18 protein-coding genes are annotated in these 20397 nt (G+C 56.8%); 6 read left to right on the top strand and 12 right to left on the bottom strand.

The window, feature by feature from the left end:
• Positions 1-81: 81 nt before the first annotated feature.
• On the top strand, positions 82-537 hold the full coding sequence (sulA, locus tag AUK77_RS18200; protein WP_296132646.1) for an SOS-induced cell division inhibitor SulA: 456 nt from the start codon (positions 82-84) through the stop codon (positions 535-537).
• A 78-nt stretch (positions 538-615) separates the two neighbouring features.
• Here the strand turns inward: sulA and AUK77_RS18195 are convergent, their stop codons facing one another.
• The 6 genes from AUK77_RS18195 to fadB all read right to left on the bottom strand — a co-directional run bounded on the left by AUK77_RS18195 (position 616) and on the right by fadB (position 7977).
• A complete protein-coding gene (locus AUK77_RS18195; protein WP_296132643.1) occupies positions 616-849 on the bottom strand; it encodes a hypothetical protein in 234 nt (77 codons plus the stop codon).
• Positions 850-927: 78 nt separating this feature from the next.
• Positions 928-1446 carry a DUF6586 family protein gene (locus AUK77_RS18190; RefSeq protein ID WP_296132641.1) on the bottom strand — a complete coding sequence of 173 codons (519 nt, stop codon included), beginning with the start codon at positions 1444-1446 and terminating at the stop codon, positions 928-930.
• Between the two features lie 63 nt (positions 1447-1509).
• Positions 1510-4119: a type I DNA topoisomerase gene (gene topA, locus AUK77_RS18185; RefSeq protein WP_296132639.1), complete on the bottom strand. Its 2610-nt coding sequence runs from the start codon at positions 4117-4119 to the stop codon at positions 1510-1512.
• A gap of 125 nt (positions 4120-4244) precedes the next feature.
• Positions 4245-4481 (bottom strand): DUF1653 domain-containing protein, encoded by a 237-nt coding sequence (locus tag AUK77_RS18180; protein WP_296132635.1) that lies wholly within the window; start codon positions 4479-4481, stop codon positions 4245-4247.
• A gap of 142 nt (positions 4482-4623) precedes the next feature.
• Entirely contained in the window at positions 4624-5799 is a 1176-nt protein-coding gene (fadA, locus tag AUK77_RS18175; protein WP_296132633.1) for an acetyl-CoA C-acyltransferase FadA, read from the bottom strand.
• Between the two features lie 30 nt (positions 5800-5829).
• The gene (fadB, locus tag AUK77_RS18170; RefSeq protein WP_296132630.1) at positions 5830-7977 is read right to left on the bottom strand and encodes a fatty acid oxidation complex subunit alpha FadB; all 2148 of its coding nucleotides are present in this window, start codon (positions 7975-7977) and stop codon (positions 5830-5832) included.
• A gap of 481 nt (positions 7978-8458) precedes the next feature.
• Here fadB and AUK77_RS18165 point away from each other — a divergent pair, with 481 nt between their 5' ends.
• Positions 8459-9280 (top strand): hypothetical protein, encoded by an 822-nt coding sequence (locus AUK77_RS18165; RefSeq protein WP_296132627.1) that lies wholly within the window; start codon positions 8459-8461, stop codon positions 9278-9280.
• Positions 9281-9413: 133 nt separating this feature from the next.
• Here the strand turns inward: AUK77_RS18165 and AUK77_RS18160 are convergent, their stop codons facing one another.
• Positions 9414-9848: a hypothetical protein gene (locus AUK77_RS18160; protein WP_296132624.1), complete on the bottom strand. Its 435-nt coding sequence runs from the start codon at positions 9846-9848 to the stop codon at positions 9414-9416.
• Between the two features lie 84 nt (positions 9849-9932).
• On the opposite strand from AUK77_RS18160, the gene AUK77_RS18155 reads away from it, so the two are divergent.
• Positions 9933-10373 carry a universal stress protein gene (locus AUK77_RS18155; protein ID WP_296132621.1) on the top strand — a complete coding sequence of 147 codons (441 nt, stop codon included), beginning with the start codon at positions 9933-9935 and terminating at the stop codon, positions 10371-10373.
• Between the two features lie 79 nt (positions 10374-10452).
• On the opposite strand, the gene AUK77_RS18150 is transcribed toward AUK77_RS18155, so the two are convergent.
• Together AUK77_RS18150 and AUK77_RS18145 are read right to left on the bottom strand one after the other, a co-directional pair.
• Positions 10453-11139, bottom strand: a complete 687-nt coding sequence (locus tag AUK77_RS18150) for a hypothetical protein (RefSeq protein ID WP_296132618.1) — start codon at positions 11137-11139, stop codon at positions 10453-10455.
• Between the two features lie 45 nt (positions 11140-11184).
• Positions 11185-13104 (bottom strand): ATP-binding cassette domain-containing protein, encoded by a 1920-nt coding sequence (locus AUK77_RS18145; protein ID WP_296132615.1) that lies wholly within the window; start codon positions 13102-13104, stop codon positions 11185-11187.
• 331 nt (positions 13105-13435) lie between these two features.
• Here AUK77_RS18145 and AUK77_RS18140 point away from each other — a divergent pair, with 331 nt between their 5' ends.
• Positions 13436-15361 carry a transglycosylase SLT domain-containing protein gene (locus AUK77_RS18140; RefSeq protein ID WP_296132612.1) on the top strand — a complete coding sequence of 642 codons (1926 nt, stop codon included), beginning with the start codon at positions 13436-13438 and terminating at the stop codon, positions 15359-15361.
• 56 nt (positions 15362-15417) lie between these two features.
• On the opposite strand, the gene AUK77_RS18135 is transcribed toward AUK77_RS18140, so the two are convergent.
• Positions 15418-16224, bottom strand: coding sequence for an MOSC domain-containing protein (locus AUK77_RS18135; protein WP_296132609.1), 807 nt, complete (start codon positions 16222-16224; stop codon positions 15418-15420).
• On the opposite strand from AUK77_RS18135, the gene AUK77_RS18130 reads away from it, so the two are divergent.
• Positions 16223-16702: a DUF1499 domain-containing protein gene (locus tag AUK77_RS18130; protein WP_296132606.1), complete on the top strand. Its 480-nt coding sequence runs from the start codon at positions 16223-16225 to the stop codon at positions 16700-16702. The two genes, AUK77_RS18135 and AUK77_RS18130, sit on opposite strands and share 2 nt — an antisense overlap.
• A gap of 31 nt (positions 16703-16733) precedes the next feature.
• On the opposite strand, the gene AUK77_RS18125 is transcribed toward AUK77_RS18130, so the two are convergent.
• Positions 16734-17669 carry a chemotaxis protein CheV gene (locus AUK77_RS18125; protein WP_296132604.1) on the bottom strand — a complete coding sequence of 312 codons (936 nt, stop codon included), beginning with the start codon at positions 17667-17669 and terminating at the stop codon, positions 16734-16736.
• 304 nt (positions 17670-17973) lie between these two features.
• On the opposite strand from AUK77_RS18125, the gene AUK77_RS18120 reads away from it, so the two are divergent.
• Complete coding sequence (locus AUK77_RS18120; protein WP_296132601.1) at positions 17974-18672, top strand: pirin family protein; 699 nt, start codon at positions 17974-17976, stop codon at positions 18670-18672.
• Positions 18673-18796: 124 nt separating this feature from the next.
• Here the strand turns inward: AUK77_RS18120 and AUK77_RS18115 are convergent, their stop codons facing one another.
• Complete coding sequence (locus tag AUK77_RS18115) at positions 18797-20356, bottom strand: FGGY-family carbohydrate kinase (RefSeq protein WP_296132600.1); 1560 nt, start codon at positions 20354-20356, stop codon at positions 18797-18799.
• Positions 20357-20397 lie beyond the last annotated feature (41 nt).

The following is a 20397-nucleotide window of genomic DNA, read 5'->3' as shown; positions in this document are numbered from 1 at the left end:
AGCCCTGCGTCGCTGCGCTCCGACTGCCTGTCCGAATGATCGTGGAACAGGTGTCCGGATCAGCGTGGGCTGAGTGTCCGAATGGCGTGGAATCCGCAGTCTACAGCAGCCAATCTGCAGAACACTGGAGCCGATTGCACAGACCAAAGCACGGCGGCTGCGCACTTTAGTGAGGTATCACTGAGCGGCGCTGCCGACCAATGCATGAACTTACTCGCCCCGATGCTGCGCGAATTAAGTGATAAGCAAGATGGCCGCTGGTTAACCTTAATAGCGCCACCGGCTAACCTTAATCAATCTTGGCTACGCGAGGGTGGTTTGAATCGCGAGCGAATACTGGTGCTGCAACCAAGAGGACGGCAAAGCGATTTTGAACTTGCACAGCAGGCGTTGAGCCTAGGCCGCAGTCATACGGTAGTCAGTTGGTTGCATTCGTTAAGCACAGAGACGCGCAACCAGCTAGAGGATGCTGCACTGCAGGGAAAAGCGCAGAGTTTAAATATTAGTTTGAAAATAACGGCCAAGTTTGATGCGTGAGCGGCATGTCACCGATCAGCGTCAACACATTTAAAAGTCGTAAGTTTCAAATGAGGGATAAGAAATTGTGTCAGGGGGTCAGTGTAGAACGCGCGGACCTTCTTCGTCCTGGAAGTTGTTTTCCGCCAAACGACCTGCCATCTGCACACCAACATTGAGCATGGCCTTGGCCACTTCGATGTGCTGACCCTGCAAAAAGGCTTTAGCATCGGCTGAAAAATCAAGCACAACCAATGATTCTTCATCGTCGCCACGACGCAGGGCTATACGCCCGTCAGGCAATTCGACAATTTCCAGGAAGGATGTAGGCATTGGTTCAACTCTCCACGAAAGATCGACAGTGTATCAGCCGACTTAAGCTCGCCCTAGCCCGCCGATCCATTTGCACCTTCACCACTCACTTAGGGTTTCGCGGAATCGCTGCGCCAACACCTTAAGCTGCTGCCGCCAAGCTTCTAGATCCTGATGTGTGAGAGGTTTTTCTTCTTCATCCAGGCTAACCGCTGTAATCAGCGGCATCGCTGGATCCAACTTGGCTTTTTTGCCAGCTTGGGGGGGCTTGAAGAGCAATGCGTAAGCACTCAACAATTGAGCCAGCCAACTCTCGGATGCCTGTGCCAACTCAACCAACTCACCCAACTCCTGGCTAGGTGCTGACTGCAGAACCGCCGGCGTCAGGAAGCTCTCCGCGCGCGGCGCAGTACTGTCGGTAATACGGTAGTAACCGGCAATCTCATGGCAAAGCCCGAGCAATGCACCGTACAGGTGAAACAATGCGGCTTCACGCTCAGCTTGAATCAACGCCAGAGCGTTCAGGCTTTGTGCTTGTTCAGCCTTACGCCAAGACTCCAGTGCCAAGCCGGCATAGAAGATTTTCTGATTGGTACGGGTATAGAGTTCTTGGGCCATCAGGGCACCCTCCACAGCAGTTGCACCCTGCGCCAGCTATACACCGGCGCAGGATTAGACTCATCAGCTCTTGTCTTCGACCTTCCACTTACCGCCATCAAAGAACGCACGCCAGCCAGTCGGCTTGCCATCGACTTCTGTCTGAACGTATTGCTCTTTGGTTTTGCGGCTGTAGCGGATCACAGCTGCACGGCCTTGCGGGTCTTTCTTTGGGGCGTCACAGAGGAAGTGATACTTGGGATCGATCTCGTCGCGATGCGGGATCAGTTCCAATACCAACGGTGCACGAGTTTCGCGATTCTTCGGAAACTGGCTAGCCGCTAAAAACAGACCCGAAGCGCCATCACGCAGGATGTAAGTGTCGTTGACCTTCTCGCACTTGAGTTCGGGCATCTTCACCGGGTCCATTTTCGGCGGAGCCGCCTCGCCACTTTTCAGCAGCTTGCGGGTGTTCTTGCACTCGCTGTTGGTGCAACCGAAGAACTTGCCGAAACGCCCGGTCTTGAGCTGCATCTGACTGCCGCACTTGTCACAGTCCAGGCTCGGCCCTTCATAACCCTTGATCCGATACTGACCCTGCTCTACTTCATAGCCAGAGCAATCCGGGTTATTGCCGCAGATATGCAGCTTGCGGGTTTCATCAAGTAGATAGGCATCCATGGCGGTGCCGCACTTCTGACAACGATGCTTACCCAGCAATACCAAGGACTCGGATTCGCCCTCGTCGTCTGCGGCAATCTCGTCGCCCGGCACCAGGTTGACCGTGGCCTTGCAGCGTTCTTTCGGCGGCAGGGCATAACCGGAGCAGCCAAGGAAAACCCCGGTTGAAGCGGTGCGGATGGTCATCGGTCGACCGCAATCGCGGCAAGGAATATCGGTCAGGGTCGGCAGGTTGGCACGCATACCGCCCTCGCCCGCCTCGGCCACTTCGAGCTTCTTCTTGAAGTCGCCGTAAAACTCATCAAGCACGTGCTTCCACTCGCGCTCACCTTGAGCGACGTCATCCAGATGCTCTTCCATGCCAGCAGTGAAGCCGTAGTCCATCAAATTCGAGAAGCTTTCGGAGAGGCGCTCAGTAACGATGTCGCCCATCTTCTCGGAGTAGAAACGGCGGTTGTGCAAGGCCACGTAACCGCGATCCTGAATCGTGCCGATGATTGCGGCATAGGTCGATGGACGGCCAATGCCACGTTTTTCCATCTCTTTAACCAGACTGGCTTCCGAGTAGCGTGCAGGCGGCTTGGTGAAGTGCTGGCTGGGGTCGAGTTTTACCAGTTTGAGCACTTCGCCCTGATTCATTTCCGGCAACACATCGTCATCGCCCGGCTTGCTCAGCTGCGGCAACGCACGGGTATAACCGTCAAACTTGAGAATACGGCCCTTGGCGCGCAGTTCGAACTGAGCCGCCGTCACCGTAACCGTGGTCGACAAATATTCGGCTGGCGGCATCTGGCAAGCCACAAATTGACGCCAGATCAGCTCATACAGGCGCTCGGCGTCACGCTCCATGCCTGACAGCTGGGTCGGTTTGAGGTTGACGTCGGAGGGGCGAATCGCTTCGTGCGCTTCCTGCGCGCCTTCTTTGCTGCTGTAGGCAATCGGGTTGGCGGGCAGGTACTTCTTGCCGAACTCGCCTTCGATAAAGTCACGCACCATAGTCACGGCATCGGCCGAGAGGTTGGTCGAGTCGGTACGCATATAGGTGATATAGCCGGCCTCATACAGACGCTGGGCCATCATCATGGTCTTCTTTACCCCGAAGCCCAGGCGGTTGCTCGCGGCCTGCTGCAGGGTGGAGGTAATAAACGGCGCAGAAGGTTTGCTGCTGGTCGGTTTGTCTTCGCGCTTGGTGATGCTGTAGCTGGACGCCTTCAGCGTCGCCAAGGCGGCCATGGCCTGCGCCTCGTTCAGCGGTTTGAAGGCCGCACCGTTCTCACGGGCCACTTCAAAGCGCACATTGGCGCCTTTGGCAGTGCCAAGATCGGCATGCACTTCCCAGTATTCTTCGGGAACGAAAGCGCGGATCTCTTTCTCACGCTCGACCACCAGCTTCACGGCAACCGACTGCACACGACCGGCAGACAAACCACGGGCAATCTTCGCCCACAGCAGCGGCGATACCATATAGCCCACTACGCGATCGAGGAAGCGCCGTGCTTGTTGCGCGTTCACGCGATTGATGTCCAGCTCACCCGGCTTGGAGAACGCTTCCTGGATCGCCTTTTTGGTGATTTCGTTGAACACCACACGCTTGTAACGGCTGTCGTCGCCACCAATGGATTCGCGCAGGTGCCAGGCAATGGCTTCCCCCTCGCGGTCCAAGTCGGTTGCGAGATAGATGGTGTCGGCATCCTTGGCCAAACGGCGCAATTCCTCGACAACCTTCTCTTTGCCAGGAAGGATCTCGTACTTGGCCTTCCAACCATGCTCGGGATCAACCCCCATACGCGCAAACAGCTGACGCTTGGCCTTTTCCTTGGGCGACAGCGACGGCACCTCACCTGCAGCGGCTTTACCACGCTTGGCCGGTTCTTTAGCGGTGCTCGCCGAACCACTGGTGGGTAGGTCACGGATGTGGCCGATGCTCGACTTCACCACGTACTCGTTACCCAAGTACTTGTTGATGGTCTTGGCCTTGGCCGGGGATTCCACGATGACCAGCGATTTGCCCATGGATTGGAAAATTCCTGAAATTCGGTAAATAAATGCGGGAGGCGCTGAACTGCCTGCTAGCGCGGCACCGCTATATATAGTGGTGGTCCGGCCGAGGTCAAGCGCAGCAGTGGCCCGATGTCAGCTCAAGGCCGAGTAAACAATGTGTTTTCAGCCTGAATCAAAGCAAAGCGTGGAACCGTCTCGCCGTCCACTTCAACGCTTTCGCAGAACATATCCAACGGTCGCACCCACAGGCCAAACTCGCCGTACAACGCCTGATAGACCACCATCACCTGTTCCGTTTCGGAGTGCTGGGCGACGCCAAACACACGGTACTCAGGGCCTTTGTAGTGACGGTAGAGACCGGGCTGTAAATGCATGCGTTAAATCCCTGTAGCTGCTCTAAGCCAAAAACTCTCAAGAGCCATTTATGTGGCAATCAAGAAATACCTATAAATCAACAAAAACAAAAACCGGGGCACCAGGCCCCGGTTTTCTTTCTGTCTCTACACCCGTTAAAGCTTACAGGCGTTCGAAGACAGTGGTGATGCCTTGGCCGAGACCTACGCACATGGTGGACACACCGAAGGTGCCGCCATTTTGCTTCATCACGTTCAACAGGGTACCGGAGATACGCGCACCGGAACAACCAAACGGGTGACCCAGGGCGATTGCACCGCCATGCAGGTTGACCTTCTCTTCCATTTTGTCGAGCAACTTCAGGTCTTTGAGCACAGGCAGCGCCTGAGCAGCAAAGGCTTCGTTAAGCTCGATGAAATCGATATCAGCCATGGTCAAACCAGCACGCTTAAGCGCTTTCTGGGTGGACGGCACTGGACCGTAACCCATGATTGCTGGATCTACACCGGCAACAGCCATGGCACGAACCACAGCCATTGGCTGGATGCCGAGGTCTTGAGCACGCTGTGCGCTCATCACAACCATGCATGAAGCACCGTCAGTGATCTGCGAGGAGGTGCCAGCGGTTACGGTACCGCCTTTTGGATTGAACGCAGGCTTCAGGGCAGCCAGGCTTTCCAGGGTCGTCTCAGGACGAATAGTTTCGTCAAAGTCGAAGACCTTCAGGAAGCCATTCTCGTCGTAGCCTTGCATCGGGATGATTTCATCCTTGAACTTGCCTTCGACGGTAGCTTTTTGTGCCAGACGGTGAGAACGCTCACCGAAGGCATCCTGTTGCTCACGGCTGATGCCGTGCATCTTGCCGAGCATTTCTGCGGTCAGACCCATCATGCCCGAGGCCTTGGCTGCGTACAGCGACAGGTGCGGGTTTGGATCAACGCCGTGCATCATGCCAACGTGGCCCATGTGTTCCACACCGCCGACGACGAATACGTCACCGTTACCGGTCTGGATTGCCTGCACGGCAGTGTGCAGAGCGCTCATGGACGAACCGCACAGGCGGCTTACAGTTTGACCAGCCGCAGTGTGCGGGATCTGGGTCATCAGCGACGCCATGCGCGCGATGTTCCAGCCCTGCTCCAGGGTCTGGTTAACGCAGCCCCAGATCACATCTTCAACTTCAGCTGGATCCAGCTTGGTGTTGCGTGCCAGCACGCCGCTGATCAGCAGGGCCGACATGGTTTCAGCACGGGTATTGCGATGCATGCCGCCCTTGGAACGACCCATCGGGGTACGACCGAAGTCGACGATGACTGCATCTCTAGGATTCAGGCTCATAAATTCACTCTCGCTCTAGTCGTTGCGCGATTAACCGAAAAACTTCTGGCCGCTAGCAGCCATTTCGCGAAGCTTGGCAGTCGGGGTGTACAGCGCGCCCAACTCGGCATATTTGTCGGCCAGGGCAACGAATTCAGCTACACCGACGGTATCGATATAACGCAGCGCACCACCGCGGAAGGGCGGGAAGCCGATGCCGTAAATCAGGCCCATATCAGCCTCGGCAGCAGTGTCAACGATGCCATCTTCCAGGCAACGCACGGTTTCCATGCACAGCGGGATCATCATGAAGTTAATGATGTCTTCATCAGTCACTTCACGCTGCTCGGTAACGATAGACTTGAGCAACTCGTAAGCCTGAGGGTCGATGACCTTCTTCGGCTTGCCGCGCTTGTCCGTCTCGTAGGCGTAAAAACCCTTGCCGTTCTTCTGACCCAGACGATTAGCTTCGTACATCACGTCAACCGCAGTACGACCTTCAACCGCCATGCGATCCGGGAAGCCTTCAGCCATTACGTCGCGACCGTGGTGACCGGTGTCAACACCGACCACGTCGGACAAGTACGCCGGGCCCATCGGCCAGCCGAACTTCTCCATAACCTTGTCGATACGCACGAAATCAACGCCGAAACCCAGCAGCTTGGAGAAGCCACCGAAGTAAGGGAACAGCACACGGTTGACCAGGAAGCCTGGGCAGTCGTTAACCACAACCGGGGTTTTGCCCATTTTCTTGGCGTAGGCAACGGTGGTAGCAACAGCTACATCGCTGGACTTCTCGCCACGAATTACTTCAACCAGCGGCATCATGTGCACAGGGTTGAAGAAGTGCATGCCGACGAAGTTTTCCGGACGCTTGAGGGCCTTGGCCAGCAAGTTGATGGAAATAGTCGAGGTGTTGGAAGCGAGGATTGCATCCTCTTTAACAACGCCTTCCACTTCAGCCAGCACGATCTGCTTGACCTTAGGGTTCTCGACAACCGCTTCAACCACGATATCAACAGCGCCGAAGTCGCCATAGGACATGGTCGGACGGATAGCCGTAAGGGCTTCAGCCATCTTCGCCGGGGTCATACGACCTTTGGCAACACGGCCACCGAGCAGTTTGGATGCTTCGGCCAGGCCCATCTGGATACCTTCTTCACGGATATCCTTCATCAGGATCGGCGTACCTTTGGAGGCCGACTGATAAGCGATACCGCCACCCATGATGCCAGCACCGAGAACGGCAGCCAGTTTCACGTCTTTGGCGATTTCGTCGTATTGCTTAGCTTTTTTCTTCAGATCCTGATCGTTCAGGAACAGGCCGATCAAGCTGGCAGCAACCGGCGTTTTAGCCAGCTTAACGAAACCCGCAGCTTCAACTTCCAGCGCTTTATCGCGCGTCATGTTGGCGGCTTTCTGGATAGTTTTGATGGCTTCAACCGGGGCCGGGTAGTTAGGACCGGCTTGGCCTGCCACGAAACCTTTGGCAGTTTCAAAGCACATCATCTGCTCGATGGCGTTCAGCTTGAGCTTTTCCAGCTTGGGCTGACGCTTGGCCTTGTAGTCCAACTCACCAGAGATCGCACGCTTGATCAAATCAAGCGCAGCGGCTTGCAATTTGTCAGCGGCAACCACGGCATCCACTGCGCCTACTTTCAGGGCATCAGCAGCTTTGTTTTCTTTACCGCTAGCAATCCACTCAACAGCGTTATCAGTACCGATAACACGTGGCAGACGAACAGTACCGCCGAAGCCTGGGTAGATGCCCAGTTTGACTTCTGGCAGGCCGACCTTGGCAGTTTCAGCCGCGACACGGTAGTCGGCAGCCAAGCACATTTCAAAACCACCGCCCAAGGCGATGCCATTGATTGCAACAACGGTCGGAACACTGAGGTCTTCAAAATCATTGAAGATCTTGTTGGCTTCGAGGTTGCCCGCCACCAGTTCCTCGTCTGGCAGCTTGAAGCTGTCGACGAACTCGGTGATGTCGGCGCCGACGATAAACACGTCTTTGCCACTGGTGACAATCACGCCCTTGATCGAACCATCAGCCTTGATTGCATCAACTGACTGACGCAGTTCATTGAGGGTTAGACGGTTGAATTTGTTGACGGATTCACCCTTGAGGTCGAAATTCAATTCGACGATGCCGCTCTCAAGAGCCTTAACCGTGATGGCTTTACCTTCGTAAATCATCAACTGATCTCCACGGTATGGAAGCTGAACAGTACACATCGGAGCCAACCAGCAAGCTACTCCACGGCATGGCCGTTTCAGAGTAGCCCCAATCAGCCTGGCACACCCACCGACGCGATAATCGGACTGTAAAGGCGTTGTCATTAGAGGCAAACGCTCAATTCATACGCCCGTTTGATTTGGGTGTGCACACCTTCAAGGAAAAGCCCTTACTTGTCAATTGGCCTTTATGTGGTCTTACGGACGTACAAAAAATAACGTTCCCAGCGGTGACAAGTGACAAATGGTCGCGTATTGAAAAAGCGTGCATCCGCATCGAAAACGGGCGATTTAACGGCTTTTCAACGCATTAGCTGCCCTCAGTCGTGATCTAGCAAAATGAGGATGCTACAGGTACATTCGTCTCAACTCGGCCTTACCCACAAAGCCGAGAGCAAAACAAAAACAATTAAAGCCCAGCCTCGGGCAAACGGAGCCCCCAATGTCGAGCCGTATGCTTGCCATCCTTTTGAGCACTCTGCTCGCCAGCACCTTGAGCCTTTTCAGCATCACGTCCCACGCGGCAGATTCTGCACCCACCCTGCTCAAGCTCCATCAATTACGCCTTGCCGCACAGAAAACCCTGAGTGACTTCTACATGTTTAACGGCATGGAAGGTGATCAGCGCTATGCACGCATGATCAGTGAGTCGGTAACAGAGACCAATACTCTTTTGGGTGCATTGACAGAGATGCCGGGGGAAGGTTCCAAGGCGCTTAGATCAAAGCTTGAAGTGTTATGGCTGGGATACCAGACGGACTTGAATAACCTCACCACAGCCATCAAGGACCAGGGTTACACCGACCTGCAACCAGTGGCCGATTTGGCCTCGCGTAACCAGCAACTGATGAGCCTATGCCTTGAGCTCTATAACAAAATTCAGCAGGAAAGCCGCTACAGCGTCCCAGCCCTCACGCAACTGAGTCGCGAACAGAGCTTGCTGATGCAAAGTATTGCCGTTGATTACGCTTCGCGCAGCGCTTCGGTAGGCGCAACCTTTATGGGCGGCGCCGGCGACGCTCGGCCGATGGAAGAACTGGTTGCCGACTTCGCCACCAAGATGGATCAACTGGAAAAGACGCCGCAGAACACTCCACAGCTCAAGACATCGTGGGAGGGGGTCAATACCAAGTGGCGTTATATCGAAAAATCGCTGATCAATTACAACGAAAACAGCGTGCCTTTCTTGGTCAACAAATACTCCAGCACCATCATTCAGGGCATTGAACAGATCGCAGGGCAATACGCCGCCGCCAGCCTTTAAACCGCATGCACCTATCAGGTCGGTTTACCGCAACCCTGCGCCGCACAAACAACGAGCATTCGTGAAGACAACCTGAAGCCTGCGCCCAGCCCCCTTGCTGGGCGCTCTTTTGCTGCCAGCAAAGGCGCACGGATCAAGCCGTAGACTGCAAAAACTCAACGACCTTGCTCAGCGCTTCTTTACCGCCCCGCTCCCCCCAGTACACCGAGAGCATCTGCTCATTGGCGTCGACCTTAAATACATCCGGCGGCAACGCTTGCAATTGCGTCAATAAAGAAGCGCTTTCACAAGGCTCACGCCATTTATTCACCCACTGGCCCGGTTCCATCTGCCAATAACACCAACTGTCTTTCCCCTGTCGCCTCACAAGGTAATACTGCGGGCATGAGCCAGGCGGCTGGCTGACCAACCAGTAGGGCCATTCCTGCGGGGTCAGTTGCATGGCCACACCCAGGCGCCGGGCCAAAAGACGTGTGTCCATTCGCCCTCGCTGATGGCGAGACGGTGCAAGCATCGACAAAGGGCTCAGCACAATTGCCATGAGTAAAACCAGAAGCCAGGGACTCATATCGTTATCTCGAAGGTAAACCTGTCATCAATGCATACGACGGCCATACTTAAGCCAGCGATTTTTCTAGAGGAGGATCATCCCATGCCCTATCAGCACGTACTGGTTGCCATTGATCTGACAGATGAGTGCGACCCCGTAATGCTCCGAGCACAGAAATTGGCGACCAGCAGCGCGGCAAAATTGTCTGTGGTGCATATCGTCGAACCCATGGCCATGGCTTTCGGTGGCGATGTACCGATGGACCTTTCCATGTTGCAACAACAGCAATTCGATCAAGCCCGCGAACGCCTAGACACGTTCGTGAAAAAGCACCCCGAAATCAGCCCGGATAAGTGCCACCTGGCGTACGGCCAACCCCGCCAGGAGATTCATCGCCTGGCAGAAGAACAGCAGTGCGACCTGATCATCGTAGGCAGCCACGGACGTCATGGCCTGGCCTTGCTACTGGGCTCCACGGCCAACGACGTGCTGCATGGCGCGCCGTGCGATGTGCTGGCGGTACGCTTGAAAAAAGCGCACTAGGCGAAGTCCTTAAATCTGCTGCCAAAATCGCTCAAAACACATGAGAGACGCGGCAGCAGCAATCGATGAGATAGCCGGGTTAATCGCCTGACTCAGAAGCGCCCATGACCATAGGGCGAATTTTCTGCAACTGTGTTTCCAGCGAATATGTGATGCTGGACGCCATGGAGAAGAACGTGAGAAATGCCTTAAGGTTGGAGTCGCCTTCACAGGTAGCATGAATGCGTTGCCAAAACGCCTGATTGACCAATTGCAATTGCTGAAACATCCGCACCAGCCCCTTGAGCTCCCAGTCAGGCGAGCGCCCCTCACGCAGGTTGAAATACTGCTGCGTCAGGTAGAGCGAAACGGTGCGCAGGATAAATTCCTGGCTGCTGGCAAAAGGAAGATGATGCTGCGCCATTGGTTTCAGCTTGCCCAACACAGGGCAGGCACTGGTGGCCATGATCACCCCCAACAAAGCACGCAGACCCTCTTCAAGACCCGCCACCTTGCTGTACTCACGCTCAGGCGTACGCACCCAGACCGACACTTTCTTGAAGGCCGGCAGACCTTGAAAATCCTCAATGACACGGTGCAAATCAACCGCAGCCGGACAATGACTGAACTGATCTTTGCTGAGCGGACAATTGCTGCACTGCTGATGCTCCAGACGCGTCCAGCTCGGTGCGCTCTGCGCAACCTCTGCGGCATAGACGCGATCCAGTTCAATCCTGTAACTGAACTGATGGTTATCGTCGAGAGTGATGCGGTACTCGATGGCCATAGGAGCCTCCGGCAGAGAACACGACGTCCTGTTTAAGATTAACGCTTAGCCTTCCAGCTCAGCCCAACGCTCAACCAACTGATCCAACCCTTCTTGAGCAGACTGCAGTGCAGCCAGCACGGTCGCTGTTTTGTCTGCCGGTTGTTGATAGAAGCCGGCATCAGCGATCTGTGCTTGCAGTTCAGCGATGTTCAGTTCAGCGGCATCAATCTGAGCGGGAATAGCTTCCAGCTCACGCTGGAGTTTATAGCTGAGCTTCTTTTTCGGTGCATCAACAGCCACTACCGGTTCTGCGGCCACAACCGGCGCGGCGACAACAGCAGAGGCTAGTTCAGGCTTACCCGCTTTGCTCTCACCTACACCGAGCAGGCGCGGCGAGCCGCCTTGACGCAACCAGTCCTGGTAGCCGCCCACGTACTCGCGCACAAAACCCTCTCCCTCGAAGACCAGGGTGCTGGTTACCACGTTATCGAGGAAGGCACGGTCGTGGCTGACCATCAGCACAGTGCCGGGGAAGGTCAGCAACACTTCTTCCAGCAACTCAAGGGTTTCTACGTCGAGGTCGTTGGTGGGTTCGTCCAGCACCAGCAGGTTGGCCGGCTTACTGAACAACTTGGCCAACAGCAGGCGGGCACGCTCACCACCGGATAACGCCTTGACGGGCGTACGGGCACGCTGCGGGCTGAACAGGAAATCGCCCAGGTAGCTCAGCACATGGCGGTTTTGTCCGTCGATCTCGATAAAATCACGGCCTTCAGCCACGTTGTCGATCACGGTCTTTTCCAGATCAAGCTGGTGCCGCAGTTGGTCAAAGTAGGCCACGTCAATGCGCGTCCCCTCTGCCACCGTGCCACTGGTGGGCTGCAACCCGCCCAGCATCAACTTGAGCAAGGTGGTTTTACCGGTACCGTTAGCGCCCAACAGACCGATACGGTCGCCGCGCTGCAGCACCATGGAGAAGTCCTTGATCAGGAACGGGCCGCCAGGGTGCGCAAAGCTGACATTTTCCAGCACCATCACCTGTTTGCCGGATTTCTCCGCAGTTTCCAGTTGGATGTTGGCTTTGCCGGTTCGCTCGCGGCGCTCACTGCGCTCTACGCGCAGAGCTTTCAAGGCACGTACACGGCCTTCGTTACGGGTGCGGCGGGCTTTGATGCCCTGACGAATCCACACTTCTTCTTGGGCCAGCTTCTTGTCAAACAGCGCGTTGGCGGTTTCTTCGGCCGCCAAAGTCGCTTCCTTATGCACCAGAAAGCTGGCGTAGTCGCCGTTCCAGTCGATCAGGCCGCCACGGTCTAGCTCAAGGATGCGCGTAGCCAGGTTTTGCAGGAAGGAACGGTCGTGGGTGATAAACAGCACCGCGCCCTGGAAATCGGTCAAGGCTTCTTCCAACCAGGCAATCGCACCGATATCCAAGTGGTTGGTAGGCTCATCGAGCAGCAGCAGATCCGGCTCAGACACCAGCGCTTGAGCCAGCAGCACACGTCGACGCCAGCCACCCGAAAGCTCGGCCAGGGTTTTGTCCGCCGGCAGTTGCAAGCGACTCAAGGTACTGTCGACCAATTGCTGCAAGCGCCAGCCGTCACGGGCTTCAAGGTCTTGCTGCACGTGCATCAGCTTGTTCAGGTCGTCTTCGGTGACGCAGTTCTGCGCCAGGTGATGATATTGCGCGAGCAACTCGCCAACGCCGTCCAGGCCCTGGGCGACCACATCAAACACGGTACGGTCATCGGCAACCGGCAACTCTTGCGGCAACTCGCCGATCTTCAGCCCCGGCGCGCGCCATACGGAGCCGTCATCGGCTTTTTGATCGCCCTTGACCAGCTTCATCATGCTTGATTTGCCAGTGCCGTTACGGCCAATGATGCACACCCGCTCGCCGCGGGCGATTTGCCACGACACCTTGTCCAACAGCGGCATTGCGCCGAAGGCCAGGGAAATTTCGGTGAACTTGAGCAGGGTCATGACGCGCCTCAACAAAAAACAACGGGGATAGCGGGTTTAACTGCCGCAAGTGACACGCTTGCCACGTCGACACGGCGCTGGCCGGCTAAAAACCCAGAAAACCACTCACAGCTGCCACAGCAGCTGCAAAACAGGGCGCGCATTCTAACCGAGAAGCAGGCCAGCATCGCAGGCAATTTAGTCCTTCGGTCACGTAATCTCGATCACTGGCAAGCCGGTACAGCAGCGGGCGGCTCTAGCGAGCGATTACGCGTTGAAACGCTTTGAGCCTTCTCCGCCCCAAGGCAAACGACTAAGCTTGGCCGATACGCACTATTTGCCTGGAAGTGTCATGCGCGGTTCCTTATTCAGCCTGTTGTCCTGCCTGTTGATTTCCACCCTGAGCATTCCCGCCGCCAACGCCGTCACCTTGGCGCAACAACGTCAGTACTACGACCAAGCCAAAGCCGCATTGGCCAAAGGCGATAAAGGCCCTTACGAACGCTACGCCACGGCACTGCGCGACTATCCGCTGGAGCCTTATCTGGCGTATGACGAGCTCACCGCACGGCTGAAGTGGGCGAGCAACGATGAGATAGAAAAATTCCTCGCCGAACACGGTGATCTGCCGCAAATCAACTGGATGAAACTGCGCTGGTTGCGCTGGCTGGCTGAACGCGGCGAGTGGCAAACCTTCGTCAATTACTACAACCCAGCATTGAATTTCACCGAACTCGACTGCCTGTACGGCCAGTATCAGTTGAAACACGGCATGCGCAGCGAAGGCCACGCCACTGCAGAGAAACTCTGGCTGGTGGGTAAATCGCAACCCAACGCCTGCGATCCGCTCTTCGCGCTCTGGGCGGCTGATGGTCAGCTCACGGAGCAAAAACGCTGGCAGCGCGCCAAACTGGCTGCCGAAGCGCGCAACTACGGCTTGGTCACGCACCTGATCAAAACCTTGCCCACCCTCGGCCAGCAGGGCAAAAATCTGTTGGAAGTGGCGCAGAACCCGCTACTGGTCAAACAAACCGGGCGCTTCACACAAAATGATCCGGCCACCGCTGATGCCGTGGGCCTTGGCTTGCGTCGATTGGCGCGCCAGGAGCCGGAAAACGCACTGAAACTGCTTGAAAGCTATGCCCAGCGCATGAAGTTTTCCAGCCAGGAACAGGTCGCCATCGCCCGTGAAATTGGCCTGACGCTGGCCAAGCGCTTCGATGCGCGGGCCTTGCCGATCATGGCCAAGTACGACCCGGAGTTGCGCGATAACTCGGTAAGTGAGTGGCGCGCGCGCTTGTTGCTACGTTTAGGGCGCTGGGAAGAGGCGCACCAACTGACCAACAGAATGCCGCCAGATTTGATTAAAACCAGTCGCTGGCGCTACTGGCAGGCGCGCAGCCTGCAACTGGCGCAACCCAACAACCAAAAGCCCAAAGCGCTGTATCAAGCGCTGGCCAAAGAGCGCGACTTTTATGGCTTTATGGCAGCCGACCAGGTGCAAATGCCCTATTCGCTGAACAATAAGCCACTTGCGCTGAGCCCGCAGACCATCCAGAAAGTGCGTAACTCGGCAGCCATCCGCCGTGCGCTGGAGTTTCATGCACGCGGCAAGATCGCTGATGGCCGCCGCGAGTGGTACAACGTTAGCCGCCTGTTCAGCCGTGATGAGATGGTCGCCCAAGCACGCCTGGCCTACGAAATGGGCTGGTACTTCCCGGCGATCCACACCATCAGCCGGGCTCAGTATTGGGATGATCTGGACGTACGCTTCCCCATGGCTCACCGCGAACACCTGATCCGCGAAGCCAAGAATCGCGACATTCACTCAAGCTGGGTGTTTGCCGTCACGCGTCAGGAAAGCGCCTTTATGGCCGACGCCAAGTCCCATGCAGGGGCCATGGGCTTGATGCAGTTGATGCCGGCTACCGCCATGGAAACCGCCAAGCGCTTTGGCATCCCGCTGTCCTCACCGCAGATGGCCTTTCGCCCCGAGATCAACATTCAATTGGGCGCAGCCTATTTGAGCCAGATCTACGGCCAGTTCAAAGGCAACCGTGTGCTCGCTTCCGCCGCCTACAACGCCGGCCCCGGCCGCGTTCGCCAGTGGCTGCGCGGCGCGGATCACCTGTCGTATGACGTATGGATTGAAAACATCCCGTTCGACGAGACCCGCTCGTATGTGCAGAACGTACTGACGTACGCGGTTATCTACGGGGAGAAGCTCAACGCCTCACAACCGCTAGTGGCTTGGCACGAGCGTTATTTCGATCAATAACTACGCGCTGAGAAATGGCTACGCCACGGCCGGTCTTAACGACTGCCGTGGCTGAGTTAAGCCAAGACCTCAACCGGCATATCCAACGCCAGCCGCCCGCCACCGCAAGCGATAAGGTTTTGTCCGAAATAGACCTCACCATCTCGCTCACGGTAACGGCGCAAGCTGGTGAGCGGCTCGCGGTCTTCGCTGCGCTCGCCAGTTAGAGGGTCAAGGGTGGTCATGATGCAGCGTGAGCATCCCTTCACCACGCGAAACTCCACCTCGCCAATGCGGATGCGCGACCAACCATCCTCGGCGTAGGCCGCACTGCCGTTGACCACAAGATTGGGACGAAAGCGCAGCATCGACAACGCTCGGCCCACACGCGCCGACAAATCCTCCAGCGATGCCTGGCCAATCAACAGCAACGGAAAACCATCTGCAAAAGCCACCCGCTCACCGGGTTGCGCATAGGCGGTGTCGATCTGCCGGGCCCGTTCAGCACTGATATAAACCAGTCGACACGGCCGCTTCAGCCAGCAACTCAGCCACTGCGCCGCCGCCTCACCCGCATCCGGTACCTGCGGATTATCGCGCCAGATCGTCACGGGCCGCAGCGGAGCCCATTCATCCGGAACAGCCACCTGCAGCTCGTCCATGCCCGGTGCGCTCAACACAATATAAGCGTGACCTTGCCAGCGAACATTCAGCTGAGTCATGGACGGTAATAGACGTTGCGTCAGAAAGCGTCCTGTTTCAGCATCAACGGCCATCCAGCGCCGATCCCCCTGGACACCCAGGTCATCGAGCATGGCTTCACTCAACGCCTCACCCGCCGCCGACTTCATTGGATAACGGTACAACCCGGAGAGATGCAACATGAATCCAGCTTCCGTTTGGCAAAATGCTCTTATACGAGCAACCCGCCGCGCTCACAAGCCTGCATTGGCGTTGCCGCTGGTGCTGTTGCTGAGTGCCTGCAGTGGCAGCCCACCCGACAATCTGGGTATCAACGGTGGCAACCTAGCAGCCTGCCCAGACTCGCCTAACTGTGTCAGCAGCCAAGCCAGCGATGCGCGCCATGCCATCGCCGCCCTGCCCCTCGTAGGCACAGCTGAGCAAACCCAGAGCAAACTGAAAACCCTGCTTGAGAGCGAGCCAAGGGCGCGCGTAGTGGAAGAAGCGCCCGGTTACTTGCGCGCCGAGTACACCAGCCAATGGATGCGCTTCGTCGATGATGTGGAATTTATGATCGGCACGCAGGCCGTGGAAGTGCGGTCAGCGTCGCGCCTTGGTTACAAGGACTTCGACGTTAACCGCGAACGCATCGAGCGCTTACGCCAGCGTCTGAGCGAATAACGAAGTACCGGCCTGGCAATGCTGCCAGGCCTTACTCTTCACCGTGCAATATCGCCAAACGCTGGCGCACGACATCGACCAGTTTGTCCGGCTGGAATTTGGAGAGAAAACTGTCACACCCGACCTTTTTCACCATGGCTTCGTTGAAGCTGCCGGAGAGTGAGGTATGCAGCACCACATAAAGGTCCTTCAGGCGAGGGTCGCTGCGAATTTCAGTGGTGAGGCGATAACCGTCCATCTCGGGCATTTCGGCATCGGTGATCACCATGAGCAACTTCTCATGCACGTCCACGCCGTCGTCGGCCCAACTCTTGAGCAAGTTTAAGCCGCGCAAACCATCGCTGGCCGAGTGGCAACGAATGTCCAGTTGCGCCATGGTGCCTTTGAGCTGCGTCATGGCCACGTTGGAATCGTCGACCAGCAAAACCTCACGACCACGGGCAAACTCAAGCAGCGGATCAGCCAGTTTTTCCGGCGAGACCTTGGTGCTCATCGGGCTGATTTCGGACAGCACTTTTTCTACGTCGATCACTTCAACAATCTGGTCATCAACCTTGGTGATCGCCGTCAGGTAATGCTGCCGCCCCGCACCACCCGGAGGCGGCAGGATGGATTCCCAGTTGAGGTTGAGAATGCGTTCGACCCCGCCCACCAGAAACGCCTGCACGGAGCGGTTGTATTCGGTGACGATGATCGTGCTGCGCTCATCTGGGACGATGGGGCGCATGCCGATGGCCTGGGACAGATCAATCACCGGCAAGGTTTGCCCACGCAGGTTGACCACACCGCAGACAAACCGATGACGCTGCGGCATCAGCGTCAACTTAGGCATTTGCAGCACTTCCTGCACTTTGAACACGTTGATCGCAAACAACTGCCGGCCATTAAGGCGAAACATGAGAATTTCTAGGCGATTCTCGCCCACCAGCTGGGTGCGTTGATTCACTGAGTCGAGAATGCCGGCCATCATGCGCTCCTGTTCACGTTACTGATCTAGCCTAGCTCAAATAGCCATGATCGGATGTATCGGCCAGATGCCGCACATCTGAAGGGATATAGCGAGCTGACATCATGCGGTATAGGCGCAACTGGCTGCCAGTGAGAAAACAACGGCAGGCTCACGACAGCGCCTTTCACGACCGAATAAAACTACAAAACCGATCATTTAGAGCAATATTTAGAGTTTTTACATCGCTTTGATTTATAGGACTATCAATGGCACTCAACATGCAGCGGTAAGACCGCTGCAGTTCCCCAACGAGGATCGAGCCATGATTGAAGTACGTCCTTACGCCGACCTGGGCGCCGCCGATTTCGGCTGGTTGAATGCGCGCCATCATTTCTCCTTTGGTCAGTATTACGAGCCCACGCGCATGGGCTGGGGCACGCTGAGGGTGTGGAACGACGACGAGATTGCCGCGCATAGCGGCTTCCCCACGCACCCGCATCGCGACATGGAGATCATCACCTATGTGCGCCAGGGGGCCATTACTCACAAAGATAGCTTGGGCAATCAGGGCCGCACCGAAGCGGGTGACGTGCAGGTGATGAGTGCCGGTACCGGGATTGCCCACAGCGAATACAACCTGGAAGACAGCACGACGAAGATTTTCCAGATCTGGATTGAGCCCAATCAATCCGGGCTACCGCCGTCTTGGGGCAGCAAGCCGTTCCCCATAGGCGAACGTGCTGGCACCTTTATCACCTTGGCCAGCGGTTTTGCCGAAGACCAGGACGCCCTGCCGATCCGCACCCCCGCGCGCATGGCTGCTGCCACCATGCAAGCTGGCCAAAGCACCGAATATCCGCTGGGCGCTTCTCGCAAGGCGTATCTGGTGGCCGCCAGCGGCCGCATTGAGGTCAACGGCGTAAGCGCCCAGGCCCGCGATGGGGTAGCCGTCAGCGATGTCGAGGTGATACGGGTGACAGCTATCGAAGACAGCGAAGTCATCTTGGTGGATGTGGCCTAAAGCGCCACTGAGAAACCGTCCAAAGGCTCGCGCGCTAGAGCCCGTTGGATGGGTCGGGCCGCGCAGGTTAGCCGAAGGCGATACCCATCGATATGCCGATGGGTATCACTGTGTTCAACCCATCCTACGCCGGGTAGCCAGTGATCTTGCGGATCGCCTGATACAGCGGCTTAAGCTGCTTGTACATGCGTTGATAAACCTGTGTGTACAGCTGCTCATAGGTGCGCTGAGCTTCAGGGTTAGGCGTAAAAACCTGCCCCACCCGCGTCATGGCGGCAATCGCCGTGGGGTAATCCGGGTACAAGCCCAGCCCGACCGCACAGTTGATCGCTGCGCCCAGCCCGCTGGTTTCATACAGATGCGGGCGCTCGGCTGGCAGTCCGAAAATATCCGCCGTCAGTTGCATGGCCGCATCGCTCTGCGAGCCGCCGCCAGACACCCGCAAACGGGTGATGCGCGTGCCAGAGCGTTGCTCGATTTTTTCTTTGCCCTGACGCAGGGCATAGGCCAGCCCTTCGAGAATCGCCCGGTAGATGTGCGCGCGGGTGTGCACGTCGCCAAAGCCAATGATCGAGCCTTTGGCCTCCAGCCCCGGCTCACGAATCCCCGGCGACCAGTACGGCTGCAGCATCAGGCCCATAGAACCAGCCGGCACGCTGTTGACCAATTCATCGAACAGCGCCTCGGGCTCGACGCCCAACTCTTTAGCTCGCTGCATTTCGCGCAGACCAAATTCCTTTTTGAACCAGCTGACCATCCAGAAGCCGCGATAAATCATAACCTCGGTGTTGAAGTGATCAGGAATCGCCGATGGGTATGGCGGAATCAGCGGGATGGTTTCCAGGTAGGTGCTGCGCGTGGTGTTGATGGTCGCCGTGGTGCCATAAGACAAACAGGCCGTGCTCGTCGCCACCCCGCCAGCGCCGAGCACCTCGCAAGCTTTGTCGGCACCGGCGGCAATCAGCGGCAAGCCTTCGGGAATCCCGGTATGGCGACTGGCCGCCGCCGTGATATGGCCCAGCAACTCACCCGGTTTGCGTAACTCAGACAGTTGCTCGCGGCGCACCGGTAGTGCCTGCCATTTCCAGTCACCCGGTTTGGCCCACTGCAAGCGTTTGTAGTCAAACGGCAGGTAGGCCACGCAGCTGGTCAGGGAGTCGACAAACTGGCCGCACAGCCGATGGGTGAGAAAGCCCGAGAGCAGCAGTACCTTGTGGGTAGCGGCCCAGATATCCGGCTGATTCTGCGCAATCCAATTGACCTCGGCTTGGGCGCGAAAATAATCCACGGTGGCCTGCGCTCTGACGATCTTGAATAACCAACCCCAAGGCCCTTTGATTGGCTCGCGCACTTCAGCCTGGCGCTGATCGAGCCAGAGCATCGCCGGGCGCAGTGGCTGGCCGTGCGCGTCAACATTGATCAGGGTGCCACGCTGGGTGGTCAGCGATACGCCACGGATTAGGCTGCGATCGATGTCCACCTGCTGCCACAACTGCGCGCACGCCTCGCCCAAGCTAGCCCAGTAGTATTCCGGGTCTTGCTCGGCCCAGCCGGGCTGTTTGGAATAGTAGGCCTCAAGCTCCACCTTGCCCTTGGCGAGCAGGTTGCCCTGAAGATCGAACAGCAGCGCCCGGATGCTCTGGGTGCCGTTGTCGATGGCCAGCAGGTAGTTTTTATCGCTCAAGACACAACCCTTTCTATAAATGCGCGCCGTATTCCGGATCC

It is taken from the genome of Pseudomonas sp. Ga0074129 (assembly GCA_001465025.1).
GTDB lineage: Bacteria > Pseudomonadota > Gammaproteobacteria > Pseudomonadales > Pseudomonadaceae > Aquipseudomonas.
This window is presented reverse-complemented; position numbering and strand designations above follow the sequence as displayed.